This is a genomic window from Achromobacter anxifer (assembly GCF_903652925.1).
GTDB classification, from domain to species: Bacteria; Pseudomonadota; Gammaproteobacteria; order Burkholderiales; family Burkholderiaceae_B; genus Achromobacter; species Achromobacter anxifer.
In genome coordinates this window covers 393,199-418,047 of record NZ_CAHLAR010000005.1, presented here as the reverse complement: position 1 = coordinate 418,047, position 24,849 = coordinate 393,199, and the positions used below count along the sequence as shown (strand labels likewise).

Sequence of the window (24,849 nt, the reverse complement as noted above, 5' to 3'; positions counted from 1 at the left end):
TGATGATCAAACCGAAACGACAGCCCGGCCGGAATCGGTGATGACACGCCCGCGGGGCGTACGTTGGAGATAGCCCTGCTGGATCAAGTAGGGTTCGATGGCGAATTCCATCGTGTCGGCGGACTCGCCAATCTGGGCACAGAGCGTTTCCAGCCCCACTGGGCCGCCCCCGTAGTGACGCACCATGGCGTCGAGCATCTTGCGGTCCATGGAATCCAGGCCACCTGCGTCGATGCCCATCTGAGCCAGCGCGCCCTGGGCATCGGCCAGCGTGATCGTCCCGGAGACCGATCCCTTCACCAAAGCGAAATCCCGTACACGATGCAGAATGCGAATGGCAATACGTGGCGTGCCGCGCGATCGCGTGGCAACCTCGAAGGCCGCGGGCGGGTCAATTGCGATACCCAACCGTGAAGCGGCGCGGGCAACAATCAGCGCGAGATCCTCATGACTGTAGAACTCCAGCCGGCCTGAAATTCCGAACCGGTCACGCAATGGCGCCGACAGACTGCCGGCACGGGTGGTCGCGCCGACCAGGGTGAATGGGGGCAGCGGAATCGTGATGGAACGCGCCTCGGCGCCCTGCCCGATCAGGATGTCGAGCTTGAAGTCTTCCATCGCGGGATAGAGCACCTCTTCGACCACCGGGCTCAGCCGGTGAATCTCGTCGATGAACAGCACGTCGTTGGGCTGCAACTGCGTGAGCAGCGTGGCCAGGTCGCCCGGCTTTTCCAACACTGGGCCCACCGTCGTGCGCAGGTTCGCCCCAAGCTCGTGGGCAAGGATCTGCGCGAGCGTCGTCTTACCCAGGCCCGGGGGGCCGAAGAGCAGCACGTGGTCCAGCGCAGCCTGCCGCATCTTGGCAGATTGCAGGTAGACGTCCAATTGAGCGCGGAGCTCAGGTTGTCCAACGTAGTCCGCGAGGCACTGTGGGCGCAACGCCCTGTCCTCAGCCACCTCAGGCGTGGCGACATCGCGCACAACTTCGGCGCCGACATGGGCGTGCAACTCAGATGACGGGTTGTTCGCCGGCGATGAGGCACGCCGGCGAGACTTTCCAGAGGTTGAATTCGGCATGGGGAATCAAGAAATTTCCCCTAGAGTATATCTTATTTTTTGTTTATTGCCTACAAAATAACCAGCCGGCGGGTCAGTGCATACCTGACAATATCCATGCTGGTTTTCAAGTTGAGCTTCTTCAGGATTCGGGCGCGATAGGTGGATATCGTATTGACGTTGCAGCCGATGGTTTCTGCCACCTGGCTGGGCGTCTTGCCGGCCGCCAGCAAGCACATGACCTTGTACTCCCGATCGGACAGGCGCTCATGCGGGACAGGCGCAATACCGCCGGCCATCGTCAGCGCCATCTGCTCTGCGTATTCCGGGCTCACGTAGTGGCCGCCGCTAGAGACCTTGCGCAGGGCTGTGATCACCTCCTCCGGCTGGGCTCCTTTGTTCACGAATCCATTGCCGCCGGACTTGATGACCCGCGAGGCGACCGCGGAGTCCGGTAGCAGGCTGTGCACGAGGATGGGTTTACCGCAGCCGGTCACTCGAATCTCGTGAACAAGATCCAGTCCGTCGCCGTCAGGTAGGTTGAGGTCGAACACCGCCAGAGACCAGATACCAGTGCGCCACAGCGCGCGGGCCTGGGCCAGTGAGCTAGCTTCGACGGTTACAGTCCAACCCAATTCCTCAATCAGGCTGGTCAGGCCACGCCGGATAGTCGGGTGGTCGTCGACAATAAGAACCGATTCCATCTTGAATCACTCAACTTCCAGAGATACAGGTGCGGGGATCACTACTTCGACCACACTGCCGGGCACCTCGGGCCGCGTGCGGATATTGACTTCACCTTGATATATTGCTGCTCTCTCCTGAATGCTACGCAGTCCGATCCCCGTACGAGCCACCGCAATGGCCTCGGGGATGCCCACGCCGTCGTCGCATACCTCCAGGCGATAACGCCCTGCTACGAATGCCACCCGGACGTTGAAACGGCTCGCATAAGCATGTTTTGCTATGTTGTTGAGCAGCTCTTGAAGCGCGCGGTAGAGATGCCAGCCCACTGTCTGGTCCGGTTCTGCCCACTCCCCATAAACTTCCATCTGCCCCTGCAAACCAAGCCGTTCCTGGAAGTTCGAAACCAAGCTATGGGCCGCCGAGCTGAACCCCTGAGACTTCACACCATCCGAACGTAATTCATGCGCGATGCGGCGCGCGGAAGAAACCACCTTGTCGAGCTGGCCAAAAATCATGGTGGACTCGGCGTCAAGGTGCGTGGGAATGTCGGCGTGTCCTCGGACACCTTGCCACAATCGGCGTAAGCTTAGCCGTAGCACGGTGAGCTCCTGCCCGAGAGCATCGTGGATTTCGCGCGCGATTGTATTGCGCTCAAGGTCTCGAGCTTCCTGGAGCGCTTCTATAGCGCTGAGCTTCTCCGCGGCACGTCGGGCTGACACGAGCAAGGCCGGATTTTCAAGGCTGACCAGGGCACCAGTGAGACTGGCCGCCGCAGTGGACTCTGATGCGGGCACCGCGAGGCACGCCACGTCAGTTGCCTGGTCGATCGGCACCATGACCACGTTCCAGTGGCCGCACCCGCCCAAATCCACTTGGTACTCCACGACCTCATGAATCGCCCTAACCTGATCGATGGCTTCCTTCAAAAGAGAGTGAGCCGCACGCTCAGCACCGGGGCACCCTTGGCAAGCCGGCCCGATGATGCCATTGCCCTCGAGGAAGGAGCGCGCGCAGCGAGACAGCATCTTGCCGTAGTTGGGGTTGCGGAAGTAAACGGTATATGGCGATTGAATGATCCAGCCCGGGTGCGACAACCGGTTGAGCATTTCTTGCATGAGGCCACGGGACAGCGCCTTGACCGGGGGATGTGTGCGGCGCAGCTGCGCCGGCTCAATCTCGCGCAGGAACAACAGCGCGATGCCTTCCTGCTCGAACTGCGGTAGCGCCTCGATGGAGATACTAAGACTCAGATCCAAGCCGCGCGCGCGCACACGCACAGGCATGTCAGTCACACTGGATCCGGAGCCCCGGGCGGCGTTCATCATGCGCAAGTGAAGGCTCGAGTCCAATCCTTCACGAAATATCTGGGTGATCTCTTCTTTGGAACGTAACTCGAACAGGCTGTGGGCCATCCGATTAAGCTTCAGAACACCATACCCTGCGCAAAACAGTATGGCTGCATGCGGAACATACGTCATGCCGGACCAGAAAAGCTCAAGATTCGGGGACCGCGATACAACCTTCGCCTGCTGGTCTGGAAACTTCCAGCCAAGGCGCGAAACCACACCTAACATGACATCATCCGAAAATTAACACCAGACGCACTGTAACGGCACAACTTAACGCTTGTAACAGGTCTGAAACAGGTGTGATTTTATCTGATCATTGCTTACCATGTGTATCGTGGAAGCAAAAATTGCCCGACTTCACGGGCAATTTTTGCAACAGAGTAACTATCGTACGGTCTTTTCGCGATCAGAACCGGTAGGAAGCCTTCACGAATGTCTTGTTGTTGCCCGTGGAGGCTTGGCCCCAGGCGTCATCACCCCACGAAAGTTGGTGGGTCAGCTGGACTTCCAGGTTGGGGGTGAAGTTGTAGCTTGCGCGCAACTGTGCCATTGCCAGGCCGTCCTTGGCGCCGGCATGCTTGCCTTCGTACCAGCCGTAGCCGACGTCGCCGCCCAGGCTGTAGTTGCCGATCTTGTGGGTGTAGCCCAGCTCGCCGTAGACGTCACCGCGCGAGAAGCCGGGATAGCGCGCATCAGCGCCCTCGACCACCGCTGCCAACTTGCCCGTGAGGCCGTTCCAGCTGGCGTTGACGAACATCTCGCTGAAGGACAGGTCACTGACGTGGGCCTTGCCCGAGAAGGCGTGGCGGGTCAGGCCGCCGCCCAGGACCAGGCCGTTGGCCAGGGGACGGTTGTAACCCACCGTGAAGACGTTGTGCAGCTGGTCCTTGTCAACGCCCAGGTCGCCCGAACGGGGATCGCCCAGCTTGATCGTGTCCACCCCGTAGCTGCCATACAGACCGCTCGCGTGGATCGCCGCAACCTTCAGGCCGATGGATGGTTCCCCGGCCGACATCGCCATTCCGCGGAAGTTGTAGGCCGAAGCGGCGTGGACATCCCCTTGGATACTGAGATCCGAAACCGCAGACGCTGCGCTGGCTGCGGTGGCGCTGGCCAGCAGAGCGACTGCGAAGAGGATGTGATTGACTTTCTTCATGAAAACTCCTTGTCGATTGATTCGCACGGTGACCATGCGTAATTGGTATAGCGGCAAAGTGCAAAAAAGCGCAATGCACGTGATGCATTGCGCTTTTCTTGGCCGTAAGCTCTGTTTTGAGACTGATGACTGCTGGATTACGAGTGAGCCAGATCAGCCTTCAGGCTGGTGGCCACCGTCAGCTTCAGCACGCGGCGTTGGGGTACGGTCAGCTTCTGGCCGGTCTGCGGGTTGCGTGCGACTCCGGCCTTGCGGCTGCGGGCCTCGAGCGTGCCGAAGTGGTGCAGACGAACCTGGTGGCCCTTCATCAGTTCGGCCTTGATCGTGTCGAACACATGGCGTACGACGGCGGCGCCCTGCTTGCCGGACATGTCGAAGTTGTCTGCGACAGCCTTCGACAGATCCTTCATGTTGAACGTAGTCTTGGTGGTCATAAACGGAATGGGACTCCTTTGATACAAATCGGATGGTTGAATTTAGTATAAGTATTAAAGGTCTTAATGACTAACCAATTTCTGCGATCTGGGCAACTTTTTCTGGGACACGGCCCGCAACCGCCACTTGAAGCTCGGGATATGCCGGCCGCTCAGCCGCCAGATGCAGAACCCGGACATTGATCGAGCTGCCTTCTTCCAGAGCTGTCGCCCCGGTAGCATGTGGCGCCAGCCAGGCCTCGCGCTCCCATAAGTAACCAGCCTCGCACAGCTGACGCCCGCCCAGCCAGGCGACCGTCTGCCAACCACTGATCAGCACCTTCACCCCGCGCAGATTCTGACGAATGACGCGGGCATGGAAGGTTTCTGCGACGTTTTCACGCACCGCGGCCATCACGGTGTCAAGCTTCACGCGGTCGAGGACGAAGCGCTCCGCCAGCTTGGCTGCCAGCGCGCGGTTGGAGCACTGAGCCACCTTCACGACCAGCTCGTCGAAGGCCTGCGGCGTCAGCTGGAAGTCGGCCGGCGCAGTGAGCAGGCGGTGGACCAACAGGTCCGCGTAACGACGGATGGGGCTGGTGAAATGGGTGTACCAGTTGAAGTCGAGGGAAAAGTGGCCGCCGGGCGCGCTGGAGGTCTGCGCGACGTACTTTGCCGGGCGCATGGCGGAGCGCAGCTTCATGACGGCCGCCGCCTGCGCGTCTGCCGACTTCTGCTGAGTCGCCAAAGTCGTCATCGCCTGAATGGACGGCACTTCGGGAAGATCGTGTCCCTTGGACTTGGCCCAGGCGCGCAGTTCGGACCAAGCCGCCGGGCCCGGCGCGGGCTGGTGGCGGAAAAGGCCAGCACCATATCGCTTGACCAGGTGGGCGGCAGCGGATTGGTTGGCCGTGAGCATGAGCTCCTCGACCAGCTTGTGCGCCACGGTGCGCTCAGCCCAGCGCATGCGCCACTGGCCATCGACTTGCTCGGGCAGCGGGTCGGGCTCCTCGAAATCCATCAGCCCCTTGGCCAGCCGGCGCTGCGCCAGCAGGACGTAGAGCTCGGTCAACGCGTGCACGTTGTCGCCCACAGCCTGGACATCGACCAGTTCGATATCGCCGATGCCCTTGGTGATGGGGGCACCGTGCAACATGAAATCTGCCACCTGATGGTAGCTCAGCTGGCCGTGGACCATGATCATTTCGCGCGCAAACTGGACATCCCGCACGGCTCCTTCCTCGTCCAGCGTAAGAGTCTGAACAACGGCATAGCGCGGCACACCCTGTTGCAGCGAGCAGGCACCATGGCTGAGGGCTTCGGGCAGCATCGGAAGCTTGCGCCCGGGCAGGTAGACAGACGTGCCCCGCGCGGCCGCCCAGCGATCCAGCGCGCCACCGGGGGTCACGAAGCGGGCAACGTCTGAGATGGCGACGCGCACGAGCCAGCCGTCGGCGCTGCGCTGGACATGTACGGCGTCATCGAAGTCCTGAGTGGACTCGCTGTCGATCGTGACATAGGGAACCGGGCTCATATCCGGCACGTGCTGTTCGCCCCCGATGTCGGCCATGTTCTCCAGGCGCTCGGCCAGCGTCATGGCAATGGGGTCCTCTGCCAGGAGATCTTCCGGCAGCTCAGCGTCAAAGCCGTACTTGGCCTGCGCGTAGTCCAGATGGAAGTCAGGCCGAGTACGTTGCCCCAGGTTCCGCACCAGTTCGCCAACAATAGGGGCGAAGCTCGGTGCGCCGGCGAAGGCGGGCACGCGGATCGCCAGCACATCTCCCAGCGCCGCCTCCGCAAAACCCGCCCGTGCCTCCACTGCGACCGAGCATGGTTCATCCGGAATTAGCTGGCGCGCCGCGCCTTCAGCGCTGTCGAACACCTCGCAGAGAAGGATGGAACTCGAGCGATCGATGCTCGCGATTTCGTGGACGCTGCGGCTGTCCCGCATCAAGTCCTGAGGAGATTGCACAGCTGGGACGAAGCGGACCTTGTCACCAGAGAGCAGGCCGCGGGTGAGGCCCGGACGCACGAAGTACGACTCGACGATGCCGGCTGGATCGGTATGAGCGACAAAGCCGAAGCCGTTGGGGTGGAGTTGGACGGTTCCGTCCAGGACCGTCAGACTAGGTGCCGGGCGGGGGCCGCGCGCGCGGCCGGTGCGGACCGAGCGTTCGGGACGATTGGTGACCGGGCGGGACTGAGGCGCACCGAGGCTAACGGTGGCGAGGAAGTCGTCGTTGGATTTCTGATCTGTCTTTCGTGTTTTCATCTTTTACTTTCAACGCAGAGCCGCGTGCCTAAAAAGCAGGCTCGAGGCCTGCTTGCACTTATCCGGCGCGCGACGCCCGCAGGAATGCGGGAATGTCATGCTGACTCACACCTTGACCGGTGAGAGCCTTGATGGTGGCTTGTGGGTTTTGCGCCCCGGGCAGGTCTGCCAGGCCAGTTGCGCAGGCCTCGTCCTGTTGCCCACCGTGATTGGGAAGGAACTGGGGCGTGCCCGGAGTCACGGGATTGCCACGAACGCGGAATACGGCGGGGCGGTCGTATTGGCCCGGCTCACCAGGGCCGGCACCAGCCGGCGCACGATGAGCTGGCCCTGCGTAGGGTGCGGGACTGGATTGGGCATCGCGCCGGCGCATCGGCTGAATCGGCGCGGGACGAATGCCTGGGAGGACTTCAGCGTTGGAGTCAGCGCTCTCACGACGCAGAACCGGCTGGTGCTGCACCTGCGAATGCATGTCGCCATCCAACCCAGTAGCAACCACGGTCACGCGGATGGCATCCCCGAGGCTCTCGTCGTAGACCGCGCCGAAGATGACGTGGGCATCCGGAGAGGCAAAGGCCTCCACAACGCTCATGATCTGATTGACTTCGCGCATCTTCAACCCGTTGCGTGCCGCGGAGATGTTCACCAACACGCCCTTGGCGCCGGTGAGGTTCACACCCTCGAGCAGCGGAGACGCGACAGCTTGCTCAGCGGCTTCTTGCGCCCGATCTGGCCCGGATGCCGTAGCAGAGCCCATCATGGCGCGACCCATCTCGGTCATGACCGTACGGACGTCCTCGAAGTCGACGTTGACCAGGCCCGGGAACGTGATGATTTCGGCAATACCGCCCACCGCGTGACGCAGCACGTTGTCCGCTGCCTCGAAGCATTCCGCGATATCGGCATCTTCGCCCAGCACTGTGATCAGACGATCATTGAGTACGGTAATCAGTGAATCGACGTGGCGAGAGAGCTCTTGGATGCCCGCTTCTGCTGCACGCATACGGCGCTGCCCCTCGAAGCTGAAGGGCTTGGTGACTACGCCGACGGTCAGGATGCCCATCTCGCGAGCAACTTCAGCAACGACGGGAGCGGCGCCGGTACCGGTGCCCCCGCCCATGCCAGCGGTGACGAAGACCATGTGGGCACCTTCGAGAGCCTGGCGGATCTCGGCACGCTGAGCAAGCGCGGCCTCTTGCCCCTTTTCGGGCTTGGCGCCGGCGCCCAAGCCCGTACGCCCGAGCGGGAGCTTGATGCTTGCAGAGCTACGCGTCAATGCCTGCGAATCGGTATTCGCCGCAATGAACTGTACCCCCTGCACGCCTGACGCAACCATGTGCTCGACGGCATTGCTGCCGCCGCCGCCCACGCCAATCACCTTGATCCGGGTGCCTTCGAATTCTGCGCCATCATCCACAGCCATGTTCTTTCTTCGCTTGTTCGATTACTAAAATGTGCTTTGCCCGCAGGGCTTCCGTTTAGTATATCACCGCGAAGCGCGAATGTACCCTATATCGTGCGTATGTCAACTAAATATTTCGAGTCATGGAATCCCCCAGGGACTTAACATGGGTGCGGACCCTGTGCGGTTTCTCCGGTTTTTAGCTATACCACGGTGTGGAAACAAACCATTCTGGAGGTACTATGAACTTGGTCGTTGTGCGCATGTTTCAGCATCCCCGCGACACGTCGCGCAAGCATCGCTACGCCGTGGTCCTCGGAATGGTCAACGGACGCGTTGCGGTAGCCCCGTGCACGTCTTATCCGGCCAGAACGGGTTTAGTGCCGCAGGGGAGCTCCTTGATCACCAAGGACAGCCCTGCCTTCGCGAGCACTGGATTCACCGTGGACAAGGTTGCCATCAGCATACGGGACACAGGTCTGTATTCGATCGATTCCACCTGCGTGCGTCGCTGCAAGCAAGTGGGAACGCTCAACACTGAACTCGATAGGCACTTGGCGGAAAACCTCAAGCAGCTGATGAGGGAGTATGACCTACTCCATGCCCCTACTTATGCGTGAGCCATCCTCAGGAGCCCTTGACCAGGGCTCCTTTTTCTATCACCAAGAGTTTCAACAAACCGGCTATACAAATAAAGGTCGATGCCCGCGGAGAAGTCACATCGACGCCACCCTTATGGGTCCCACCTGGAGTGGGGTAGAGAGAGATCCGCATGCAAAGGCCGCCTCAGGCGGCCTTCGTCGTTCATGGCTCAGAGGCGGGCGCCGCAGTGCGGGCAGAACTTGATCGAGATGCCGTTTGCTGGGCTTAGCACAACCACCCAGTGCCCGTGGCTGGCCCACCACTCATAGCGAAGATCTTGGTGGCAGGCGGCGGTATGCTGATGAAAGGTGGCGCAGCAGGGCTCGTAGCCAGGGGGCAAACGTCGGGTGCCTTCCAGACAGGCAGAGCCATCAAGATGGCTTTTGCGGGTCTGGGGCAGTTCTGTTGCAACGAGGGTATCAGCCATGCTCTGGCGCGCTGAGGCGACGTTGAAGGACCAACAGCGCGCTGTCTGGGTCGCGTAGCTGGGCGGTGATGGCCTGAACAGCAGCCAGATAGCCCTGGCCGTAGTCGTTGCCGGGATGGGCGGTCATCGTGCCTTCGATCGCCCGTGCAAGATCTGCCATCGAAGGGTCGGTCGCATCAGCCTTGAGCGCGTGGTGGAGCGCCTCGACCTCGGGGATACAGTGCATCGCGCGGATGTCATCGTTATGACTGTCACATGGATGCACCTCCGCGCCGTCCAGGTGGTGGCGCACCAGTGCCGTTGCAGCTTGCCGCAAATCCCGAGCGCGCTTGCGCACGAGCACCAGGTCGCCGCCGGCAAGAACCTCTTCAAATTCTTTGCCGCGGCCAGCACGCTTGAGAAAGCGGACCTTGTACCGAACTTGACCACCCCGGCCCTCGATCACAAACCGAGATTTCACGATGCCTTCACGATTTCCAGCCCGTTTGGCGAAGGCCGCTGAAAAGTGATGCAGGGGCAGGGCGAGCTTCACAATGTCACCAGGCTCATACTGCATGGTAGGTTGGGGGGTAGTCATTGTCATCCTTTCCTGGTTGTTCACAGCAGCTTCGAGCCTGGCGGCACGTAAGATTGGGGGAGCATGGGTGGCGTTGGCATAGCAGGTGGCGGCGTCATCGGTACGGCCATCGTGCCCGCCATTCTGGCCTCAAGCATCAGTTCAAGCTGGCGGGTCGTCTCTTTAGACATCGCAACCTGTGCGTCAGCCTGGATCTTGGCCCGTGATACTTCTGCCCGCGAGCCAATGGCTTTCCAGGCGATAAGCGTCGAAGCCAGCACAGTCAGCAAGAGCAGAAATCTCGGCAGCGACAGGCCCGGGCGCGGGCTCGCAGCCAAACTTGACTGGGTCAACGACTGACTTTGATACGTGGGGTCCATGCCGAGTCCTCAGTAGATGGTCGTGCTGCGCTTGCGGCCGGCATCCGTGATTTCCCAGAAAGTGCTCATAATGTCTTTGACCAGACCCTTGCGGACCAGGCTGTTCATCACACGAATCGGGGGTTTGTCCATCAGACGGCTGACGGGCCTGGCATTGGCAACGGCCATCTGCGCCAGCCAGTCCATTTCGGAACGAGTCAGGCGCACCTTTTGAGGGTCCACTGCTACGGGCTCAGATGCTTTCGGGGTCATTGCATCTGCAATGGTCGCCAGCGCCACTCCGACGGTCTCTGGATCGCGCGTCACATCCCCGGTACCTACGTCCAGGCCAGGCACGTCGAACTTCTGGACCTGGTTGAGCCAGGCCGGCGCGGTGGGAGGAGCGGGAGTATTGGGCATGCGCGTGGTCCTAATGTCGTTGTCGATAGTATATCGCACTTTGCGAATTACTAGAACGATGTGCAGTTGCTTTTGAACCACTTGGCGGCAATTTCCTCTGCGCGCTGGGCTATCTCTTCGCGGCCGTAGGGCAGTCGGGCAGCCTGACGGCCGGTGCCGCGGCGGAAGGCGCTCATGAACTTCTTGAGGAACACCGGCAAACGCTCGATCGTGCAAGCGCCGGTGGGTTCGCGCACCGCCTCGAAGGCCTTGGCCAAGCGCGCCGGCGTCACGAGAGCGCGGACAGCAGAGTCGAAAGACGGATTGGGGCTGATTGTGGTCATGGCTCGTCCTGCAAAAACTATGCTCATAGTATATCTGTTTTCTGTCTTTTTGCGACGATTCATGGGGAATCTATGACGCTATACGGTATGTGTTCAATCGCTTTTTGAGGAAACATCATGGTCCTGACAACAAGCTTTCGCCGCATTTTCAACTGGGCTGGACTGGTATCCAACCCAGAGACGGTTCCTTCGGCGAAGCTGGAGCAAAAGCTCTCGCAGATGTTCCAGCCAGGCAACATCGTGAAGCGCCACGCAGGCGGCGACTATGTGGTGCAGCATGAGTCTCGGTTTCCCGAGGTGATTGTGCGTAGCCGCGAAGACCGCAAGCTCTACGTCATCGACATGAGCACGCCGCAGATGCAGCGTCTCGTCGAAAATCGCTGGGCTCTAGTGGCCACCCCTGCCCAGCTGGCAGCCGAACTCGAATCGTGGTTCAAACCTGCGTAATCGACGCATCTCTCAAGCCGCCCTCACCCGGGCGGCTTTCCTTTGCCAGGGCCGGAGCTATACGCGATTGGAATCAACTACACGCCGAGGAAACAGTTATGGTAAACCGCAGAACCCCCAAACAACCCTTCGAGGTGTCCGAGTATCTCGCCACCGTGGTCGTGCAAAGTGTCCATGAGCAGGTGCTCGAATTTGTTCTGGATGCCGCGGACAGTCGTCGCTGGGAAGAGGACATCAAGCACGGAACGCCCAACGCGCAAAGACACTTGAGCTACTACGCCTGCCTGGAGACTATGGTAAAGGCCGAGTTTGCCAGGAACAAACATGTGCGCTTTCTGGAGTGGAATGCGTATGGATACGTGTCGGTCCAGATCGGCGCCAGCACGCCAGCGCAGTTGACGAAGGCCATCGAACGTACCGGCCGCGTCATCCAACGCTGGCTGAACAAGTACCGCATTGCGCATATGCCCATGCCTACTTAAACGAGACCACCCCTCTATAGCCCATCGCCAAGATGGGCTTTTTTACGGCTAGAGCCAAAGGACCCTGAGGCTGCCGCGCGAGCTTTGCTGGCGGGCACCAGGATGAAACCTGTGCCGCTCAGCTGCCTGGTCAGCCGATCAACCCAGTCGGATATCATGCCGCCGGCCCCGTAGACCATAGCGCGTGCGAGTGGCTTATGGCATAACGTAGTGGATAAGAACTGTTTTGTCGTGGAGGTTGACGCTGACGCCGAGCAGCTGCGCAGTTTTGCGAGCTCGGTTTTGACGCACCAGGTGCGTCAGGGACACGGGCTTGCCGTCCGGGGAGTCGCAGACTGCAACATCGTTGCGCAGAATCATCTGGCAGGCTTCGAAGAACGGAACGTTGTCGTCAGGCCCGATGACAGCCATCTGGCGGGTGGGCAGCCGGCCGCGCGCGCCGAAGGGAATATCGCCCCACTTACGTCCAATGTACGGCCGGACATTCTGCGCGTCGACGAGCGAATAGGCGATGTAGCCAAAGTTCGGGCTTTCAATTTTCGGAAAAGTGCTGTTGACCTGCGTGCTGGCTGCCACTGCGCTGCTGGCTGCCGACACCGCGTTTCGTTGGTTCTGGTTTGCCGCGAATGCCGCGGCAGCACCATTTGCATATGAAATCCCAGGGCAAGCGAACAAAGCGCTCAGCACCAGCAGGAGCTTTCTTCGTGTGAGATAAGTCATGGAATTGCGAAGAAAATGATGGCGGAGCTATCTCGGTAGTTGTATCCCACGCCGGTAACGATCAACGAAGGCTCCTTTAACTTGGCTCTGGTGGCCTGGGTGACTGTCACAGGATCAACTTGCTTCGCACCGCAGGTCACAATCCCGGCAACCAGCCCCAAATGGCAAGCTCGATGATCCAGCCGATTGCCATTCTTCGTGACAATCACAAATAGACCGCCCAATCCAAACTTCGCCATCAGCGTGGGATCAACTTTATGGCCTGGGACGCCAATCAGGTTTTTTGTTTTGGCGCTGTCAATAGCAGAGACCCGAATCTGACCGAAACGAATGTTCGCGGGGTCACCCCCTGCGGGCAAAAGCAATGACGCGCCAGAAGCTTCATTGGTTGCCAACGCCACGGCGTCCGCTTCAGCCCGTGCAGCCGCGGCTGCGGTTGCGGCCATATAAGCCGCACCATTAGCCTCGGCTGTAGGAATTACCCCGAATAAGGTGGCTGTGGCATAGGCGGCTACAAGCGCCCGCTTGAACCGAATCATGCGACCACTCCACCTGCCGTTTTCCGGACGATCTCCACGAAGGCCGACAGCTTGTCGACGTCGAAATGGTGGTCATCGACCGAAACACCTGTCGCCACCAGGATATGCGACAACATGGGCACAAAACCTGCCACGTTCTCGCAGTCCATGCCGCTGGCTACCGCCAGCACGCCGCCGGCGGCCGCACTCATGAAGCCGATCTTCTCGCGGGTCGGGGGCAGTCCAGTACGGGCCCCGCTCGTTGTCGGAACAGCACCCATCGCGCGCGCAGCCGACGCCGCGCCGGCAGGATGCGGCTCGACCGGCTGGTACTTGAAAGCGACGGACGCAAACACCAGGGGACCCGCTGATGCGTTGTGGCGGATCTGATCCGCCAGCCAGGCGCCGGTGTCTGTCAACCCAGCCGAGCTGACCCCGGCCGAATCGGCCCAGACCGCGTCCAGATTGAAGTCCAGCGCCGCCTGGTACGCGTGCTGCACGCTCTGGCCCAGCAGGTTGATGCCGAGGAGCTTTCCTGGGTAGCGGCCCTTCAGCGTGGCGGCCAGCGGCGGCAGGTCATCGTCGGCGCCGTGGTGGGAGATCAGGAACACCCCGTCCGCTCCACAGTTCATGGCCAGGGCCGCCTGCTCGAGCGTGGTTTGTGTGTCCAGGTGGTGAATCACAGGAAGAACGTGGGTCATTGCAGTCCAATCAGGCTGAGAAGCCAGCCGGAAACTTTGAATCTAATGAACGATAGTATACCCGTTTGATGCTATTCCACAATTCGCGAGTGCATTTGCTGGCCGCGAGCCATAGCTAGGGCGTAGGTGTCGCCCGCTCCAGGACCAGGCGCCACACATCTCGCTTCTGGTCATTGGTGAGCGAGGACCAGGTGTCAATCTCATCCAGCGTTCGGTGACAGCCTAAGCACACCAGATCATCTCCGAGGCGACAGATGCCCAGGCATGGCGAAACAATGGTTGCGTTGTTGGTGGGCGCCTTGGCCTTCAGGTATTCGAAGCGTCGATCAGCAGCGGCCTCGTACGCTGAAACTTCTGTCTTTGCGTCAATTCGTTCACGCCGGCGACGCCATGCGCGGCTGATCAGGATTCCAACGCCAATGAGAAAGTTGACGATCGGGATCAGCGCAAGCCCAAAGCAAATCAACGGTAACAGTCGAACATGATCGTCCGCGCGTTGGGCACGCCTGACCTCCCTGATTCCTGTTGCGAGGCAAACGACGCCCCCAAAAATTATGATTGCGGAGAAGACGAGATCCCCGCCCGACGGCTTGATGAACGTGATCATGCTGGCGTTGAATCAGATGCGATACGAGCAGGAGAGCTCTTCCGGTCCAGCCTGCTGAAATAGGCGTCTTGGGACCAGAAGCGGCGGGTGGCCGCGACATAGGCTTCTCGGTCAGCTTGAGACCTCCCCGCCAGGCGCATGGCCGTCCCCACCTCCTGGTAGTAGAGCGCGAAGATCTGGTCGATGGCGGCCACCCGAATCTCCGAGAAGTAGGCATCCGCCTCGCTGAAGGTGGTCACCCCGTCATCGAAGAAGTTCAGTTCCCGTAGCAGCAAACCCGTGCGCTCCCGCAGCGGAATCTTTCGGATGACGGCCAGGAATGGCTCCGTATCGAATGCTCGTTTCCCGTTGTAGGGATTCGTGGCGTTCCACTCGAGCTGGCGCAGCTCTGCCACCAAGTCTTCGATTTGATGTGTCATGTTCGACTTCTTGAGGTTCAATGGCCAAGGCTTGCCGTCATTTCGGAGGGATTGCTTGGCTTCGTCTTATGCCGGAAACGCCCTACGCTCTACATCGCATTGCGCGCGAACCCAGTCCCGCAGCGCCAGGTAGTCGGCGTAGTAGACAGGCCGCCCCTGGGGAATCAGCTCGGGAGGCACACCTGGACGCTTGGACATGGTCTCGAAGACGACGTCACGCCCGACCTCCTCCGCCAGCTTCCCCCAGCCGTGCTGCCCCGCCGGCGCCAGCCAGGTCACGATGCCTACACAGAACACCCCTCCCGCGCCGTATGCCAGCATGGCCACCAGCAGGTAGTGCTGACCAGATGCGGAGGCCGGCAGCATTGAGATGCACACCATGTTGATGAGGCTCAGCGCCGCGCCACATGTCGAGATCACTTTGATCCAGCGGCTGCGCGCCTCGCGGATGGCGCTGGCGGCGTCGACATTCAAAGCGGCCCGGAATCGGTCCAACGGAGTGATGAGGCTTTTGGTCATTCGTTGTAATGCAGGTAAAGGGATGGTTTATCGGAGAACCTGGCTGCGTGCGCCGGCGCGTCAGGCATGTCCGGCCACCAGTTGTTGCCCTTTGAGATGTTCGGGCCCGCTGGGATAATCTGGAGATTCGCCTCGCAATGCAGGCCACACACCAGTGGGCTGTTCAGGGGTACGGTATGGTCAACGTGCCACTCGATGCCGGTAAGCTCCGTTCGCAGACGCGCCAGGGCATAGATGTCTTCAATGTCCTTGAGGTCTGCCCAGGCTGGGAGGGCACGGAGCTTTTTGGCATAACGCTTGGCGGTCTGAGCGTTGACCTTGTCGGGGTTACGCTTCTTCCAAGATGTCAGGCGCGCTCTGTTATCTATTTTTCTATCGGGCGTTTGGTCCAGGGCTTTAAAATATGCCTTTAGCTTGTCCTTGTTGTCTTCTCTGTACCGCCGTGCCGCCGCCTTTAAGCGTTCTTTATTTGCAGCGTAGTACGCCGCGTCCGCAGCTGATATCGCAGCCTTGTTCTCGTCGCGACGTTGCTTGATGCGCGGCTGATTGTCTCGATAGTAGGCGGCACCGTCCGATTTAATCTTTTCGACATTTCTCGCCTTGTACTCTTTGTTGCGGCGATTTGCACATGGTCTGCACACCAGCTTGCCAGAGGCCCCTGAGGGCGATCGCAGGGCTCCACAACTGCAAGTCGTGTTGTTTCTGTCCAACGACCTACGGGCGTGCGCGTCTTGGTCGCCAGAGGACTCGTTCAGTAGGCGCAAGGTGTATTCATCGCCTAGAACAATTCGCGCCTTCACAAACCGATCGTGAACAACCGATTGCGAGCAGCCTAAGGCCTTTCCAGCTGCCCGTTGGCTTCCCTCTCGGGCTAATGTCCGAATAAACGTTTCAGCTGACGCGATGTCCATATGTTGATATCGAAAGGCCGGCAGACCGTTAAGGGGCCTGCCGGCGTTCTGCTTCAGTTACGCGGCCTTTTTCGCTTCGTAGAACTCAACCCATGGCGCCTTCCCTGCATTCCGCTTTGCACGGCCGAAGTCTTCGCCGACGTTCACCGGCATGCTGAAGGTGATTCCGTGTTTTGCGTGAGTGATCCAGAGCGCCTGCTGGGGCGGTTCATAGCCAAAGTTGTTGGCGTATGCGTATTCGTTGTAGCCAATCAGCGAACCATTGACGATGACGCGCTTCATTTGGACCAGCTGATGCCAGTGGCCGATCACGAGCGTGTCGTACTCCTGGCCGACCTGGGAGTTGCGGCCGCGCTTCTTGTGATCGCCGCGGATGATCGGGCCGAGAGCCCCGATCATGCCGTCTCCACCGCGAAAAGCATTCCCATGCGTGAAGCAGTAACGATGTCCTGCTACATTTACGAGAGCATCGGTGCCCTCGGGGATGTAGAAAACGACGTCCGGATCGTCGGCGAAACGACGGTCCAGCGACTGGTAGATCAGCCAGTCGAAGCTGTTGTGGTTGAACTGCTTGGCGCGGACCTTGTGGGTGTTGCGGCCGTGGTTGCCGGCCACGCAGGGAAGGAAGACGCGGCCGAACACCTGCTTCAGGCGCTTGATGGCGATGACCAGATGGTCGATGAGGTCCAGCACCACGGGCATGATCGGATGCTCGTTGGTCTCGGACAGCTCTTCGTGGATGTCGCCGGAGACCATGTCGCCGCCCAGGGCGAAGACGATGCCCGGGTACTTCGGATTGACCATGTGGTTGGTCAGCAGCTCGATGGTGGTCTCGACCAGGCGGTTGAGACGCTGATGTGCGATCTCGAGGTTGTACTTGTTGACGCCGCCGATTTCGTCGGGGTTCACGACCTCGCCCCAGTGCCAGTCGGAGCCGAACAGGATGGGCACACCAGGCAGCGTGTCGGAGGAGCCCGGGGCATTTTCCAGCCATTCGGGGATGGCCGGCTTGGCGTGCGCGATTTCGAAGATGTGGCGGCGAACCTTCTCGTCGGTCAGCGCGCCCTTGGCCAGCGATTTGTTGACCGCGCGCAGGCGAATCACCTCGTCCTCGAGCAGCTTGTGCTCGATTGCCGCCTTGTCGCCGCCGGCGATCGCCTCGGCCAGGTCCGTCTTCTTGGTTGGCGCCGGCCCGGCATGCTTGGCATCCCCGAGCAGGCGGTCGGCCACGACGTCGCCCAGGACTTCACGGGCCTTGATCACACGCTCGCCGACGGTGCTGCGCGCCAGGCCCAGCGCCATCGCGGCCTTTCGCTGACTGCCGTAGTGGGCGATTTCCTTCAGAACACGCTTTGCTTCGGATTGATTCATTGGACACGAGAGAGGCACGGCCCGGGCATACCGGTCCGCGAGGAGTAGCGCGTCGCAAAGCGACCCTGATCTCTTCCTTTACTGCTAAGCTACCTTTGTTGACTGCTTCCGGACAGCCTGAGAGGGCCATTCCGAGCGCATAGTATATCTTGCAACGTGCGTTCGTCAATATGGTTGTCGTTCAACGGCGGCTTTTTTGATCTCACCGAGCGCAGCATCACCCTCGCACTGGCATTACTGTCACTCGCCGGCCGGCGGAAAATGAAAAAACCCAGCTACCTGGGTTTCGGAGCGCGCTTTCGCGTTACTGCGGCTGACCGTTTTTGAGGCCCACGAGCGGGCGCACCGGTCATTTGCCTTGTTCAGCAGCAGTCTTGGCAACGAGGGCTTGCATGTCGGCCATCACCTGCGCATGTGGGACGCTGGGGCGCGGATCTGCCAATGAAGCCTGGACCTTGTCGTGAAACCACTTTTCATATTCGACCGGATCATGGGGGCCCATGTCAGGAGCGATGGCGGGAGAGGAAGCGGCTGACAGCATGGCAATATTTATTCAGGTTGAGGAGCTTACGTATAGCGCCAGGAGCGCGTATGCGAAGCCCGATGATCATGCGGAAACAAAAAATCCCCCAGAGGGGGATTTTCCTGATTGCAGGGGGAAGCGGCCGAATTAGATTTCGGCGACGGCGCCCGCGGCGGGGGCCTGGCCTGCGACGGGAGCTTGGTCTGCGCCGGCTGCCTGGCCGTCAGCACCCGTGCCCGTGCCAGCACCGTTGCCAGCGACAGCGCCTTCACCGTTGCCGTTGCCGTTTTCGTTGTCGTCGGAGTCGACGCCGCGGAAGGGAACGTTCAGAGTGTCGCGCAGGGTGCTCAGGCCCAGCTTGTTGACGATCATGTCGTAGTGCGCCTGGATGCTCGATTCACGCTCGGCATCGCCTTCGGGAGTGCCATTGCTTGCGGGCACGGCGCCGCCGATCAGGCCCAGGATCTTGGATGCAGCTTGCAGGTTTTGCTCATGGGTCTTGTACGACTTGCGGTCGCGATGCAGGGTGCCGTCGGAGGCTTCGTATGCAGTGACACGGGACATTTGTGAAATTCCTTTTGAAAATTGTTGCGGGAGGACTTTAGTATAGTGCAGATTCGGCTTTGTTCCTACTCAAAGCCCCTAAACCCCGCTTGGTCTTTATCCTGCTTCACGAATGTTGCGCAAGAAAAAACCCGGCCCAATGGAAGGCCGGGTTGAGGTTGCAGTGTCCGTGGGGTTCAGATCAGAGATCGAGAATCTCGATGTCACAGCGAGGAGTGCAGTTGGCTGCGTCCAGGCTCGTGTCCCACAGGTGCTTCTTGGCGTGCTCGCCGGCTTCCTTCTTATTGGCAGCCACGATCTTGACCGTCCCGCGCGTAGCGGCTGATCCGTCTTTTGCGACAGACTTGACCGTCACCAGGTAGAGGCCGAGGTGGCGCGGCCGCGAGAGAAGGACCACGTCGTTGGCATGGTCCGCATTTTCGTAGTCTTCCTGATCATCGGCCTCATCGATCATGATGTTGGTCATGGGATCGAACACGATGAAACAGAAGTCATCGAGCACCGATATCGGAAGATCCGAGTGGAATCGGTCCAGCGCGGCGCAGGCCATGATGCCGAGGGGCAGTCCCTTCTTCACCATGAGCGAGTACACGCCGGGTACGTGGCGATCGTCGGCTTCGAGGTTCTTTTTGGGGGTACGGTTGATGGCCGCCAGTGCGATTTCTATGTAGTCTGCCATGATGATTTCCTTCCAGATGAATGGTCTTTGCCCAGGACGGGCAGGTTGAGATGTCCTCATCCCCGTATAGCGCGCCGGCCAACGCGCCCATATGGCTGGTATCAGAAGATGCGGATGCCGCGCGGGGTGAAGTCGGCGTCATGCACGCGCGCGAGCGGCAGCGTCACCGCCTGGCCAGCCCGCAACAGCGCTTGAATGGCCGTGTCCAGCACGTAGACGTTGCTCAGATCGTGCTGTTCGCCTTGTGGGATGAGCACCAGATCAGAAGCAAGGCCCAGTGTCTCCTCTCGCTTGAAGTGCTCGTCCAGGTGCTCGGCATATTCCCGAACGGTTGCGTGCAATGTGGCGTGCTTGGCGGGGTATCCGGGCTCGCAGCTGCACCAGATCATCATGACGGCTTGCAAGGCCTGATTCTGGCCCAGGAACTCGGCGTCGGCGTCTGTGTAGGTGATGGTGGACCGGTATCCATCGAGCGTGATGGTGACTTCGTGCTCATAAGGGACCTCGGAGAGCTCCAGGTATGCCAACTCCTGGACCAGGCGCTTGCAGGCCTTTCGAGCGGCCACCTGATCCGGGAAGCGTGCTTGCGCTTGCCGGTAGCCCCACAGGAGATGCTGCACGTAACGCAGCTCGAACACAGCAGGATCGAAGCCCCGTTCATCTTTGCGGGTGGCCAAGACCTCCATCGTCTTGCGGCCCATCCGCTGGAAGAACTCCATCTCAGGGGCGCTCAGTGGTGATGCTTCGCGCGGCTCCAGATGGAATGCTCGCTTCTCCCGCGAATCGATGGCATTCAGCACGCTGTCGATGACGTTGCGCTCAAACCCAGACAAGGGCCAGGCTGCCATGTTCTCACCGTCGAGCGCCTGGACGTCGAAATACCACTCGGCTCCGAGGGCGGCCACCTCTTGGGCGAAGGTGCCGTCATCCGTCGGCAAGTGGTGGTAGATGTCGTGGGCCACCAAGCCGGCGGAAGCCGCCGTTTTCCAGCTGGACCCAACCGGGCGCCATTCGCCCAGCCGATCCTGGTCGGTTCGCCGGTAGCGATATGTCGAAGCATCCAGGTGGGTCATCAGCGTGCGATCCGATGCTCCGAAGTTACTTAATCTTCACGACTTCGAGTGCGGTGTAGTCCCTCCCCACCAGGAGCTCCTTGGTGAACCGGAGGATGCTGGTGGCTTTGCCTGCTTCGGTAGCCCCTTCTTTCCAACGCCCGTGAACGATTGCGTTGTAACGGCTGGCGTAGTCGAAGTAGTCCGCATAGTCGACCAGATACCAGGGGATCGGTGATGCATCAGCCAGCTCCTTGAGGAAGGGAATCTTCTCGACGATGTTGTGCTCCTTGACCGAATAGCCATGGAGCTTGTCGATCACCAGGCCGCTACGGCCGGCGAAGAGTGCCACCTGGTCAGCCATATCCTGAGTCAGGAAGACCTCCGGGCGAGTGTCCTCAGCGGGCGACTTTGGTGCAAAGCCATGGCGGAGCTGTCGGAGGATGGGGAAAGGATCTCCAACGGCGATCCCTCCGGCAGCGTCCTTGAGCAGGCGCAGCAGGAGATCGACCGAGACCGGCATGTGTGCTTTGCGGTCGAGATTGGCCAGCTCAAGAACCTCCCGTGGAATGGCGTCTTTATGCGAGTCGAAGAATTCCATCGCCTTGGCCACGGTGCAGTCATGGACCTCCACGGAGCCATATGCATGGCAAACGATGACGTGACGCCCAGCAAGGGCAGGTACTTGTGATTCGACGTTGGTCATAATGCAATCCATCTTTTCTTGGTTGAATTCGCGCGGCACAGTGCCTCGACATACGGAGTGCCGCCCCCGCTAAGTGCTGGTATCAAGCGGCCTGGATATCAGGCAGCCTGGGCGCCGGACTTCGCCCTGCGGAAGTCGTCCCACTTCGCCCACTCATCTTTGGGCAAGGTGATCTCTTCTTTGGCCCACTTGAGGAAGGCCTCGATCTTGACCTTTGGGTAGTGCCGACCGTCGGCCACCGTGGGGCTGTCGTACTGCACCATCTCCGAGTTCATCCACATGATTTGGCGATCGTTCACAAGCGCCGAGAAAATCGAGCCAGTCGCCGCCGGCCGCTTTGCCCGATACACCCCGCCCACTCGCAACTGAAGCGTGTCAGACGCTGTCGGAGGAAATTGATTGTCCACGTGCCTGGCGACGCTGGCCAATGCAGCCTGGATGGTTTCGTCGGCGTGGGGAAAGTCGCGCGTGAGCGCGGCCTCGAGCTCACTGCGATTGGCAACGCAGCGATCGCGCACCAGGCGCATGATGTGAATGCCGATCTCAGCGACGGAAGGTGCGGGGGCCATGGGTGCCTTTCTGCGGGAGTCCGCAAGCGAAAACTACTAGAGATTGAGCGTAGTATATTGCGTTCGCAGCCTTACAGCAACATACCGCCGAAGCCTTAACTCGGCCCGGCTACAGGCGCGCAGGAACAGACGTCTTGGAAACCTGCATGCACCGGGGGCAGCCATAGCAACCGCAGCTTGGCTTCTTGTCGCGAAAAGGCTAGAAAAGAATGGAGATATTGCGTTCTTGCCGTTTATCGGTATACTGCAAACTCCAAAGTTAAGGACAGATGCATGTTCAAGAAAGTCTTTGTCGCACTTTTGGCCACCGCACTGGCCATTCCCGGCGCGCAAGCAGCCTCCGGATTCAGCAAGAAAAGCTCATCTTCCAGCACCTCCAGTAGCTCGAGCAGCAGCCGATCGACATCGAGCTATAACTACAAGCCGGCCCCGAGCAAGCCATATTCCGCCCCCTCGAAGCCCGCGGAACCGTCACGCCCAAAGGAGCCCTCCAAGGCCTATAGCTCGGGCTACTCGTACCGCGAGCCGGCCTACACGCCCAAGCCAAGCACCTCGCCCACCCCGAAGCCGACGGACGCAGGCTCCAAGCCAAAGGCGGCTGACACGCCATCGTCGTCTTGGGGCCAGCGCGCTCCGGCCAACGATGCGTCGGCCAGCTCGTCCGGTTTCGGCCAAAGCGCCAGTTCGAAGCCGACAACCAGCACCAGCAAAAAGCTTGGTGCGGTTGCGGGTGCTACTGCCTTGGGCACTGCCCTGTATGCCGCCAGCGCCAACCAGGAAGCCGTGGCAGCTTACCAGGAGAGCCAGAAGCCTGCGGCCGCTACCAGCGAGACTACATCTGCGGCTCCTACGGCAGCTTCCCCGGTGACGGCATCCAAGAAGACCGAGGTTGCATCCGCTCCTGTGGCCGCGCCTTCCCCTGCTTCCGTGACCGAGGCCAAGACTGAGAAGGCGCCTGCCGTGCAATCGCAGCCTCAGGTTGTGGTTATCCAGGAACCGCGCCATCGCTCCAGCTCGAACGACGATGCCTACTGGTACCAACGCGGCCGTGACAGTGCTCAACGTGAACAAGCTGCTGGCGCTCCCGTTACGGTGGCACCCAGCGCCCCGGTTGCAACGAATAGCGTGGCGCCCAAGCCGGTCGTGGAGCGAGCCAAGCCTGAGCCCTCCAGCGATGGCGGCTCTACCCTGATGATGATCCTCGTGGTGTTCCTCATGATCGTCATCGTTCTTAGCCTCGGGACAGGGCTGCTGATGGCTGGCAATCGTAAATCCAAGGCCTCCTCGAGCGCCCCCAAGGCCCAGAAGCCCAATTACACCCTGTAGGAACCAGATTTATGTCGATTATGAAGATGGCTCAGCGCATGCTGGGCAAGCGAGTCGCCGCGGCCACGACCCCTGTCTTGCCTCGTCAGGATACGGGGCTGCCCTTTGGCACGCAGATCGGTGGTCTCCTGGAGATTCCCCGCGCGTCCTTTGCTCTCCTGGACAGCACACTGCTGACCATGCCGGAGAGTGCCCAGATGGTCATCGAGTCGGTTGGCCGTATGCGCCTGGCCGCCGATCCCCGACTGGAGCTGTACCGCCTCTACACGTCCAAAGGCTCCAGCCTGAACGACAAGGGCCAGACCTTCTTGCAGGTGCTCATGCAAGATGGCGTCCCGGTGGAATGCGTCTACTACCGCCAGCTGCTCCGACTGACACCCACCACCCAGGAAGAGCAAGAAGCCTATCAGGGCCACGGCTATGGCCTTGGTGATCAGTTCTACCAGCTGGGGGATGACCAGCTCGCCATGAGCGGCCTGACTCCTTCCAAGATCGAAGCGCTGCTCAATGGCGCTGAGTCCCTGGAATTCAAGCGGGACACGCCTGTCGACGCCGAGTACGTGCGCCCCTATGTCGCTACCGAGAATCGCCTGGACGAACCCACGGGCATGAAAGGCATGCGGCAGCGTATGCACTTCATGCCCTACGTGCGAGACGTCCCGGGCGGCACGGAGCGGCTCATGATCTCGTTCGAAGTCGTCGAATCGGTGGATGGCCGTCCCGCCCCCGCCGTCCACGTCGACTTCCAGATTGGCCTGGCGATCGAACCTCAAAAGGTCAAGGTTATCTAGGCGTATTCCGTTTTTACCGATATACTAAACACCTCTCCGCAATCGCTGCAAAGCTGAGATTGCATCTACCTCTGAAGGAATCATCCATGTCCGGTTGGAAACTGACTGCCGCCCTGCTCGTGAAGCAGATCTCGAATCTGGGCACTTCCGTGGCCCAGGCGCTCGCCTCCTTCGATCCCGAAACCGCCACCGAGGTGGATCGCGACAAACTGCAAGGCAAGTTGCGCGAAGTCTCCGTGAAGCTGGCCGAGGCCCGTCGCAGCTACGACGCCGAAAAGGCCGAATTCATCGCTCTGTCCAAGCAAATCGAGACGGATGAAAAGGCCGCGGCGGTCCTGATCGCCAAGTTCGACGCCGGCGAGATCGACGAAGCCGTGCTCAACGAGTTCGCGAACAACCTGGAAGACATGAAGGCTCGCCTGCCCGCCGAAGAGCAGGACGCGGTCGACGCCAAGGAACTGGTCGACACCCTGCAAGGCATCCTGGACACGGTGGAAAAGAAGCTCGCCGACTTCGACGCCCACGCCAAGAAGGTGATGCGCGCCATTCAGCAAGCCAAGGCCGACCAGGAACGCCAGTCCCTGCGGCTGCAAAACCAGGACGAACTCAAGACCCTGAAGGCCGGCCTGGGCTCGACCTCGACCGCGCTCGGCGCCCTGGAGCAGAAGGCCAACAAGCTGCGCGTCCAGGCCGACGCAACGGCGATTCAGGCCGACATCGGCCAGAAGCCCCTGGACCGCGTCAATGCGGTGGAAGAAGCGCGTCGCATCGCCTCCGGCACAGCCGCTCCCGCCGCTGAAAGCGCAGCTGACCGCCTGCGTCGCCTGACCGGCAAGTAATCGAGCGCCTCGGCCAGCAAAAACGCTCGGAAACCACCGGGCG

General features: G+C 60.4%; 31 protein-coding genes. 6 read left to right on the top strand and 25 right to left on the bottom strand.

Going from position 1 to position 24,849, the window contains the following annotated elements:
* Positions 1-6: 6 nt before the first annotated feature.
* The 7 genes from ruvB to ftsZ form a co-directional block, all read right to left on the bottom strand.
* Entirely contained in the window at positions 7-1,077 is a 1,071-nt protein-coding gene (gene ruvB, locus HWY37_RS18925) for a Holliday junction branch migration DNA helicase RuvB (RefSeq protein WP_176089581.1), read from the bottom strand.
* 50 nt (positions 1,078-1,127) lie between these two features.
* Complete coding sequence (locus HWY37_RS18920) at positions 1,128-1,760, bottom strand: response regulator (RefSeq protein ID WP_176089580.1); 633 nt, start codon at positions 1,758-1,760, stop codon at positions 1,128-1,130.
* A gap of 6 nt (positions 1,761-1,766) precedes the next feature.
* Positions 1,767-3,317 carry a sensor histidine kinase gene (locus HWY37_RS18915; protein ID WP_176089579.1) on the bottom strand — a complete coding sequence of 517 codons (1,551 nt, stop codon included), beginning with the start codon at positions 3,315-3,317 and terminating at the stop codon, positions 1,767-1,769.
* A gap of 181 nt (positions 3,318-3,498) precedes the next feature.
* A complete protein-coding gene (locus HWY37_RS18910; RefSeq protein WP_176089578.1) occupies positions 3,499-4,248 on the bottom strand; it encodes a TorF family putative porin in 750 nt (249 codons plus the stop codon).
* A 137-nt stretch (positions 4,249-4,385) separates the two neighbouring features.
* The gene (locus tag HWY37_RS18905) at positions 4,386-4,682 is read right to left on the bottom strand and encodes an HU family DNA-binding protein (RefSeq protein ID WP_176089577.1); all 297 of its coding nucleotides are present in this window, start codon (positions 4,680-4,682) and stop codon (positions 4,386-4,388) included.
* 70 nt (positions 4,683-4,752) lie between these two features.
* A complete protein-coding gene (locus HWY37_RS18900) occupies positions 4,753-6,933 on the bottom strand; it encodes an RNB domain-containing ribonuclease (RefSeq protein ID WP_176089576.1) in 2,181 nt (726 codons plus the stop codon).
* 58 nt (positions 6,934-6,991) lie between these two features.
* Complete coding sequence (ftsZ, locus tag HWY37_RS18895; RefSeq protein WP_176089575.1) at positions 6,992-8,356, bottom strand: cell division protein FtsZ; 1,365 nt, start codon at positions 8,354-8,356, stop codon at positions 6,992-6,994.
* Between the two features lie 221 nt (positions 8,357-8,577).
* Here ftsZ and HWY37_RS18890 point away from each other — a divergent pair, with 221 nt between their 5' ends.
* Positions 8,578-8,955, top strand: a complete 378-nt coding sequence (locus tag HWY37_RS18890; RefSeq protein WP_176089574.1) for a hypothetical protein — start codon at positions 8,578-8,580, stop codon at positions 8,953-8,955.
* 441 nt (positions 8,956-9,396) lie between these two features.
* Here HWY37_RS18890 and HWY37_RS18885 read toward each other — a convergent pair whose 3' ends face one another.
* The 4 genes from HWY37_RS18885 to HWY37_RS18870 are packed head-to-tail and all read right to left on the bottom strand — an operon-like array spanning position 9,397 to position 11,062.
* Positions 9,397-9,981, bottom strand: a complete 585-nt coding sequence (locus HWY37_RS18885) for a hypothetical protein (RefSeq protein ID WP_176089573.1) — start codon at positions 9,979-9,981, stop codon at positions 9,397-9,399.
* Positions 9,982-10,001: 20 nt separating this feature from the next.
* Positions 10,002-10,340 (bottom strand): hypothetical protein, encoded by a 339-nt coding sequence (locus HWY37_RS18880; protein WP_176089572.1) that lies wholly within the window; start codon positions 10,338-10,340, stop codon positions 10,002-10,004.
* A 9-nt stretch (positions 10,341-10,349) separates the two neighbouring features.
* Positions 10,350-10,739: a hypothetical protein gene (locus HWY37_RS18875; RefSeq protein ID WP_176089571.1), complete on the bottom strand. Its 390-nt coding sequence runs from the start codon at positions 10,737-10,739 to the stop codon at positions 10,350-10,352.
* Positions 10,740-10,789: 50 nt separating this feature from the next.
* Positions 10,790-11,062 (bottom strand): hypothetical protein, encoded by a 273-nt coding sequence (locus HWY37_RS18870; RefSeq protein WP_176089570.1) that lies wholly within the window; start codon positions 11,060-11,062, stop codon positions 10,790-10,792.
* A gap of 117 nt (positions 11,063-11,179) precedes the next feature.
* On the opposite strand from HWY37_RS18870, the gene HWY37_RS18865 reads away from it, so the two are divergent.
* Positions 11,180-11,509, top strand: a complete 330-nt coding sequence (locus HWY37_RS18865) for a hypothetical protein (protein WP_176089569.1) — start codon at positions 11,180-11,182, stop codon at positions 11,507-11,509.
* A gap of 98 nt (positions 11,510-11,607) precedes the next feature.
* Positions 11,608-11,991: a hypothetical protein gene (locus HWY37_RS18860; RefSeq protein ID WP_176089568.1), complete on the top strand. Its 384-nt coding sequence runs from the start codon at positions 11,608-11,610 to the stop codon at positions 11,989-11,991.
* A 195-nt stretch (positions 11,992-12,186) separates the two neighbouring features.
* Here HWY37_RS18860 and HWY37_RS18855 read toward each other — a convergent pair whose 3' ends face one another.
* The 14 genes from HWY37_RS18855 to HWY37_RS18790 all read right to left on the bottom strand — a co-directional run bounded on the left by HWY37_RS18855 (position 12,187) and on the right by HWY37_RS18790 (position 21,850).
* Entirely contained in the window at positions 12,187-12,711 is a 525-nt protein-coding gene (locus HWY37_RS18855) for a hypothetical protein (protein ID WP_176089567.1), read from the bottom strand.
* The gene (locus HWY37_RS18850) at positions 12,708-13,250 is read right to left on the bottom strand and encodes a hypothetical protein (RefSeq protein WP_176089566.1); all 543 of its coding nucleotides are present in this window, start codon (positions 13,248-13,250) and stop codon (positions 12,708-12,710) included. The genes HWY37_RS18855 and HWY37_RS18850 overlap by 4 nt, the downstream gene beginning before the upstream one ends.
* Complete coding sequence (locus tag HWY37_RS18845; protein WP_176089565.1) at positions 13,247-13,930, bottom strand: hypothetical protein; 684 nt, start codon at positions 13,928-13,930, stop codon at positions 13,247-13,249. Before HWY37_RS18845 ends, HWY37_RS18850 begins: the two co-directional genes overlap by 4 nt.
* A 115-nt stretch (positions 13,931-14,045) precedes the next feature.
* Entirely contained in the window at positions 14,046-14,537 is a 492-nt protein-coding gene (locus HWY37_RS18840) for a DUF1289 domain-containing protein (protein WP_176089564.1), read from the bottom strand.
* A complete protein-coding gene (locus tag HWY37_RS18835; protein WP_176089563.1) occupies positions 14,534-14,956 on the bottom strand; it encodes a hypothetical protein in 423 nt (140 codons plus the stop codon). Before HWY37_RS18835 ends, HWY37_RS18840 begins: the two co-directional genes overlap by 4 nt.
* 66 nt (positions 14,957-15,022) lie before the next feature.
* Positions 15,023-15,475: a hypothetical protein gene (locus HWY37_RS18830; protein ID WP_176089562.1), complete on the bottom strand. Its 453-nt coding sequence runs from the start codon at positions 15,473-15,475 to the stop codon at positions 15,023-15,025.
* Complete coding sequence (locus HWY37_RS18825; protein ID WP_176089561.1) at positions 15,472-16,386, bottom strand: hypothetical protein; 915 nt, start codon at positions 16,384-16,386, stop codon at positions 15,472-15,474. Before HWY37_RS18825 ends, HWY37_RS18830 begins: the two co-directional genes overlap by 4 nt.
* Positions 16,387-16,443: 57 nt before the next feature.
* Positions 16,444-17,757: a helix-turn-helix domain-containing protein gene (locus tag HWY37_RS18820; protein WP_176089560.1), complete on the bottom strand. Its 1,314-nt coding sequence runs from the start codon at positions 17,755-17,757 to the stop codon at positions 16,444-16,446.
* Between the two features lie 349 nt (positions 17,758-18,106).
* Positions 18,107-18,298 (bottom strand): antitoxin PaaA2 family protein, encoded by a 192-nt coding sequence (locus HWY37_RS18815; RefSeq protein ID WP_217706403.1) that lies wholly within the window; start codon positions 18,296-18,298, stop codon positions 18,107-18,109.
* A 129-nt stretch (positions 18,299-18,427) separates the two neighbouring features.
* A complete protein-coding gene (locus HWY37_RS18810; RefSeq protein ID WP_176089559.1) occupies positions 18,428-18,844 on the bottom strand; it encodes a hypothetical protein in 417 nt (138 codons plus the stop codon).
* Between the two features lie 181 nt (positions 18,845-19,025).
* Positions 19,026-19,523: a hypothetical protein gene (locus tag HWY37_RS18805; protein ID WP_176089558.1), complete on the bottom strand. Its 498-nt coding sequence runs from the start codon at positions 19,521-19,523 to the stop codon at positions 19,026-19,028.
* A 101-nt stretch (positions 19,524-19,624) separates the two neighbouring features.
* The gene (locus tag HWY37_RS18800; protein ID WP_176089557.1) at positions 19,625-20,596 is read right to left on the bottom strand and encodes a hypothetical protein; all 972 of its coding nucleotides are present in this window, start codon (positions 20,594-20,596) and stop codon (positions 19,625-19,627) included.
* Between the two features lie 25 nt (positions 20,597-20,621).
* On the bottom strand, positions 20,622-21,281 hold the full coding sequence (locus tag HWY37_RS18795; RefSeq protein WP_176089556.1) for a hypothetical protein: 660 nt from the start codon (positions 21,279-21,281) through the stop codon (positions 20,622-20,624).
* 98 nt (positions 21,282-21,379) lie between these two features.
* Positions 21,380-21,850 (bottom strand): hypothetical protein, encoded by a 471-nt coding sequence (locus HWY37_RS18790; RefSeq protein ID WP_217706396.1) that lies wholly within the window; start codon positions 21,848-21,850, stop codon positions 21,380-21,382.
* 273 nt (positions 21,851-22,123) lie between these two features.
* Between HWY37_RS18790 and HWY37_RS18785 the strand changes: the two genes are divergently transcribed.
* The 3 genes from HWY37_RS18785 to HWY37_RS18775 all read left to right on the top strand — a co-directional run bounded on the left by HWY37_RS18785 (position 22,124) and on the right by HWY37_RS18775 (position 24,806).
* Positions 22,124-23,176: a hypothetical protein gene (locus HWY37_RS18785; protein ID WP_176089555.1), complete on the top strand. Its 1,053-nt coding sequence runs from the start codon at positions 22,124-22,126 to the stop codon at positions 23,174-23,176.
* A 179-nt stretch (positions 23,177-23,355) separates the two neighbouring features.
* Complete coding sequence (locus tag HWY37_RS18780; RefSeq protein WP_176089554.1) at positions 23,356-23,967, top strand: DUF2491 domain-containing protein; 612 nt, start codon at positions 23,356-23,358, stop codon at positions 23,965-23,967.
* Between the two features lie 86 nt (positions 23,968-24,053).
* Positions 24,054-24,806 (top strand): hypothetical protein, encoded by a 753-nt coding sequence (locus HWY37_RS18775; RefSeq protein WP_176089553.1) that lies wholly within the window; start codon positions 24,054-24,056, stop codon positions 24,804-24,806.
* Positions 24,807-24,849 lie beyond the last annotated feature (43 nt).

What these genes read in the sequence shown, in the direction of transcription:
- HWY37_RS18790 (WP_217706396.1), bottom strand. Translation starts at nt 21,850, where the DNA reads ATGGCCCCCGCACCTTCCGTCGCTGAGATCGGCATTCACATCATGCGC.
- HWY37_RS18905 (WP_176089577.1), bottom strand. Translation starts at nt 4,682, where the DNA reads ATGACCACCAAGACTACGTTCAACATGAAGGATCTGTCGAAGGCTGTC.
- HWY37_RS18915 (WP_176089579.1), bottom strand. Translation starts at nt 3,317, where the DNA reads ATGTTAGGTGTGGTTTCGCGCCTTGGCTGGAAGTTTCCAGACCAGCAG.
- HWY37_RS18870 (WP_176089570.1), bottom strand. Translation starts at nt 11,062, where the DNA reads ATGACCACAATCAGCCCCAATCCGTCTTTCGACTCTGCTGTCCGCGCT.
- HWY37_RS18785 (WP_176089555.1), top strand. Translation starts at nt 22,124, where the DNA reads ATGTTCAAGAAAGTCTTTGTCGCACTTTTGGCCACCGCACTGGCCATT.
- HWY37_RS18855 (WP_176089567.1), bottom strand. Translation starts at nt 12,711, where the DNA reads ATGACTTATCTCACACGAAGAAAGCTCCTGCTGGTGCTGAGCGCTTTG.
- HWY37_RS18835 (WP_176089563.1), bottom strand. Translation starts at nt 14,956, where the DNA reads ATGACACATCAAATCGAAGACTTGGTGGCAGAGCTGCGCCAGCTCGAG.
- HWY37_RS18830 (WP_176089562.1), bottom strand. Translation starts at nt 15,475, where the DNA reads ATGACCAAAAGCCTCATCACTCCGTTGGACCGATTCCGGGCCGCTTTG.
- HWY37_RS18825 (WP_176089561.1), bottom strand. Translation starts at nt 16,386, where the DNA reads ATGGACATCGCGTCAGCTGAAACGTTTATTCGGACATTAGCCCGAGAG.
- ftsZ (WP_176089575.1), bottom strand. Translation starts at nt 8,356, where the DNA reads ATGGCTGTGGATGATGGCGCAGAATTCGAAGGCACCCGGATCAAGGTG.
- HWY37_RS18840 (WP_176089564.1), bottom strand. Translation starts at nt 14,537, where the DNA reads ATGATCACGTTCATCAAGCCGTCGGGCGGGGATCTCGTCTTCTCCGCA.
- HWY37_RS18820 (WP_176089560.1), bottom strand. Translation starts at nt 17,757, where the DNA reads ATGAATCAATCCGAAGCAAAGCGTGTTCTGAAGGAAATCGCCCACTAC.
- HWY37_RS18805 (WP_176089558.1), bottom strand. Translation starts at nt 19,523, where the DNA reads ATGGCAGACTACATAGAAATCGCACTGGCGGCCATCAACCGTACCCCC.
- ruvB (WP_176089581.1), bottom strand. Translation starts at nt 1,077, where the DNA reads ATGCCGAATTCAACCTCTGGAAAGTCTCGCCGGCGTGCCTCATCGCCG.
- HWY37_RS18775 (WP_176089553.1), top strand. Translation starts at nt 24,054, where the DNA reads ATGTCCGGTTGGAAACTGACTGCCGCCCTGCTCGTGAAGCAGATCTCG.
- HWY37_RS18815 (WP_217706403.1), bottom strand. Translation starts at nt 18,298, where the DNA reads ATGCTGTCAGCCGCTTCCTCTCCCGCCATCGCTCCTGACATGGGCCCC.
- HWY37_RS18810 (WP_176089559.1), bottom strand. Translation starts at nt 18,844, where the DNA reads ATGTCCCGTGTCACTGCATACGAAGCCTCCGACGGCACCCTGCATCGC.
- HWY37_RS18900 (WP_176089576.1), bottom strand. Translation starts at nt 6,933, where the DNA reads ATGAAAACACGAAAGACAGATCAGAAATCCAACGACGACTTCCTCGCC.
- HWY37_RS18795 (WP_176089556.1), bottom strand. Translation starts at nt 21,281, where the DNA reads ATGACCAACGTCGAATCACAAGTACCTGCCCTTGCTGGGCGTCACGTC.
- HWY37_RS18850 (WP_176089566.1), bottom strand. Translation starts at nt 13,250, where the DNA reads ATGATTCGGTTCAAGCGGGCGCTTGTAGCCGCCTATGCCACAGCCACC.
- HWY37_RS18860 (WP_176089568.1), top strand. Translation starts at nt 11,608, where the DNA reads ATGGTAAACCGCAGAACCCCCAAACAACCCTTCGAGGTGTCCGAGTAT.
- HWY37_RS18780 (WP_176089554.1), top strand. Translation starts at nt 23,356, where the DNA reads ATGCCGGAGAGTGCCCAGATGGTCATCGAGTCGGTTGGCCGTATGCGC.
- HWY37_RS18865 (WP_176089569.1), top strand. Translation starts at nt 11,180, where the DNA reads ATGGTCCTGACAACAAGCTTTCGCCGCATTTTCAACTGGGCTGGACTG.
- HWY37_RS18890 (WP_176089574.1), top strand. Translation starts at nt 8,578, where the DNA reads ATGAACTTGGTCGTTGTGCGCATGTTTCAGCATCCCCGCGACACGTCG.
- HWY37_RS18880 (WP_176089572.1), bottom strand. Translation starts at nt 10,340, where the DNA reads ATGGACCCCACGTATCAAAGTCAGTCGTTGACCCAGTCAAGTTTGGCT.
- HWY37_RS18800 (WP_176089557.1), bottom strand. Translation starts at nt 20,596, where the DNA reads ATGACCCACCTGGATGCTTCGACATATCGCTACCGGCGAACCGACCAG.
- HWY37_RS18875 (WP_176089571.1), bottom strand. Translation starts at nt 10,739, where the DNA reads ATGCCCAATACTCCCGCTCCTCCCACCGCGCCGGCCTGGCTCAACCAG.
- HWY37_RS18910 (WP_176089578.1), bottom strand. Translation starts at nt 4,248, where the DNA reads ATGAAGAAAGTCAATCACATCCTCTTCGCAGTCGCTCTGCTGGCCAGC.
- HWY37_RS18845 (WP_176089565.1), bottom strand. Translation starts at nt 13,930, where the DNA reads ATGACCCACGTTCTTCCTGTGATTCACCACCTGGACACACAAACCACG.
- HWY37_RS18920 (WP_176089580.1), bottom strand. Translation starts at nt 1,760, where the DNA reads ATGGAATCGGTTCTTATTGTCGACGACCACCCGACTATCCGGCGTGGC.
- HWY37_RS18885 (WP_176089573.1), bottom strand. Translation starts at nt 9,981, where the DNA reads ATGACTACCCCCCAACCTACCATGCAGTATGAGCCTGGTGACATTGTG.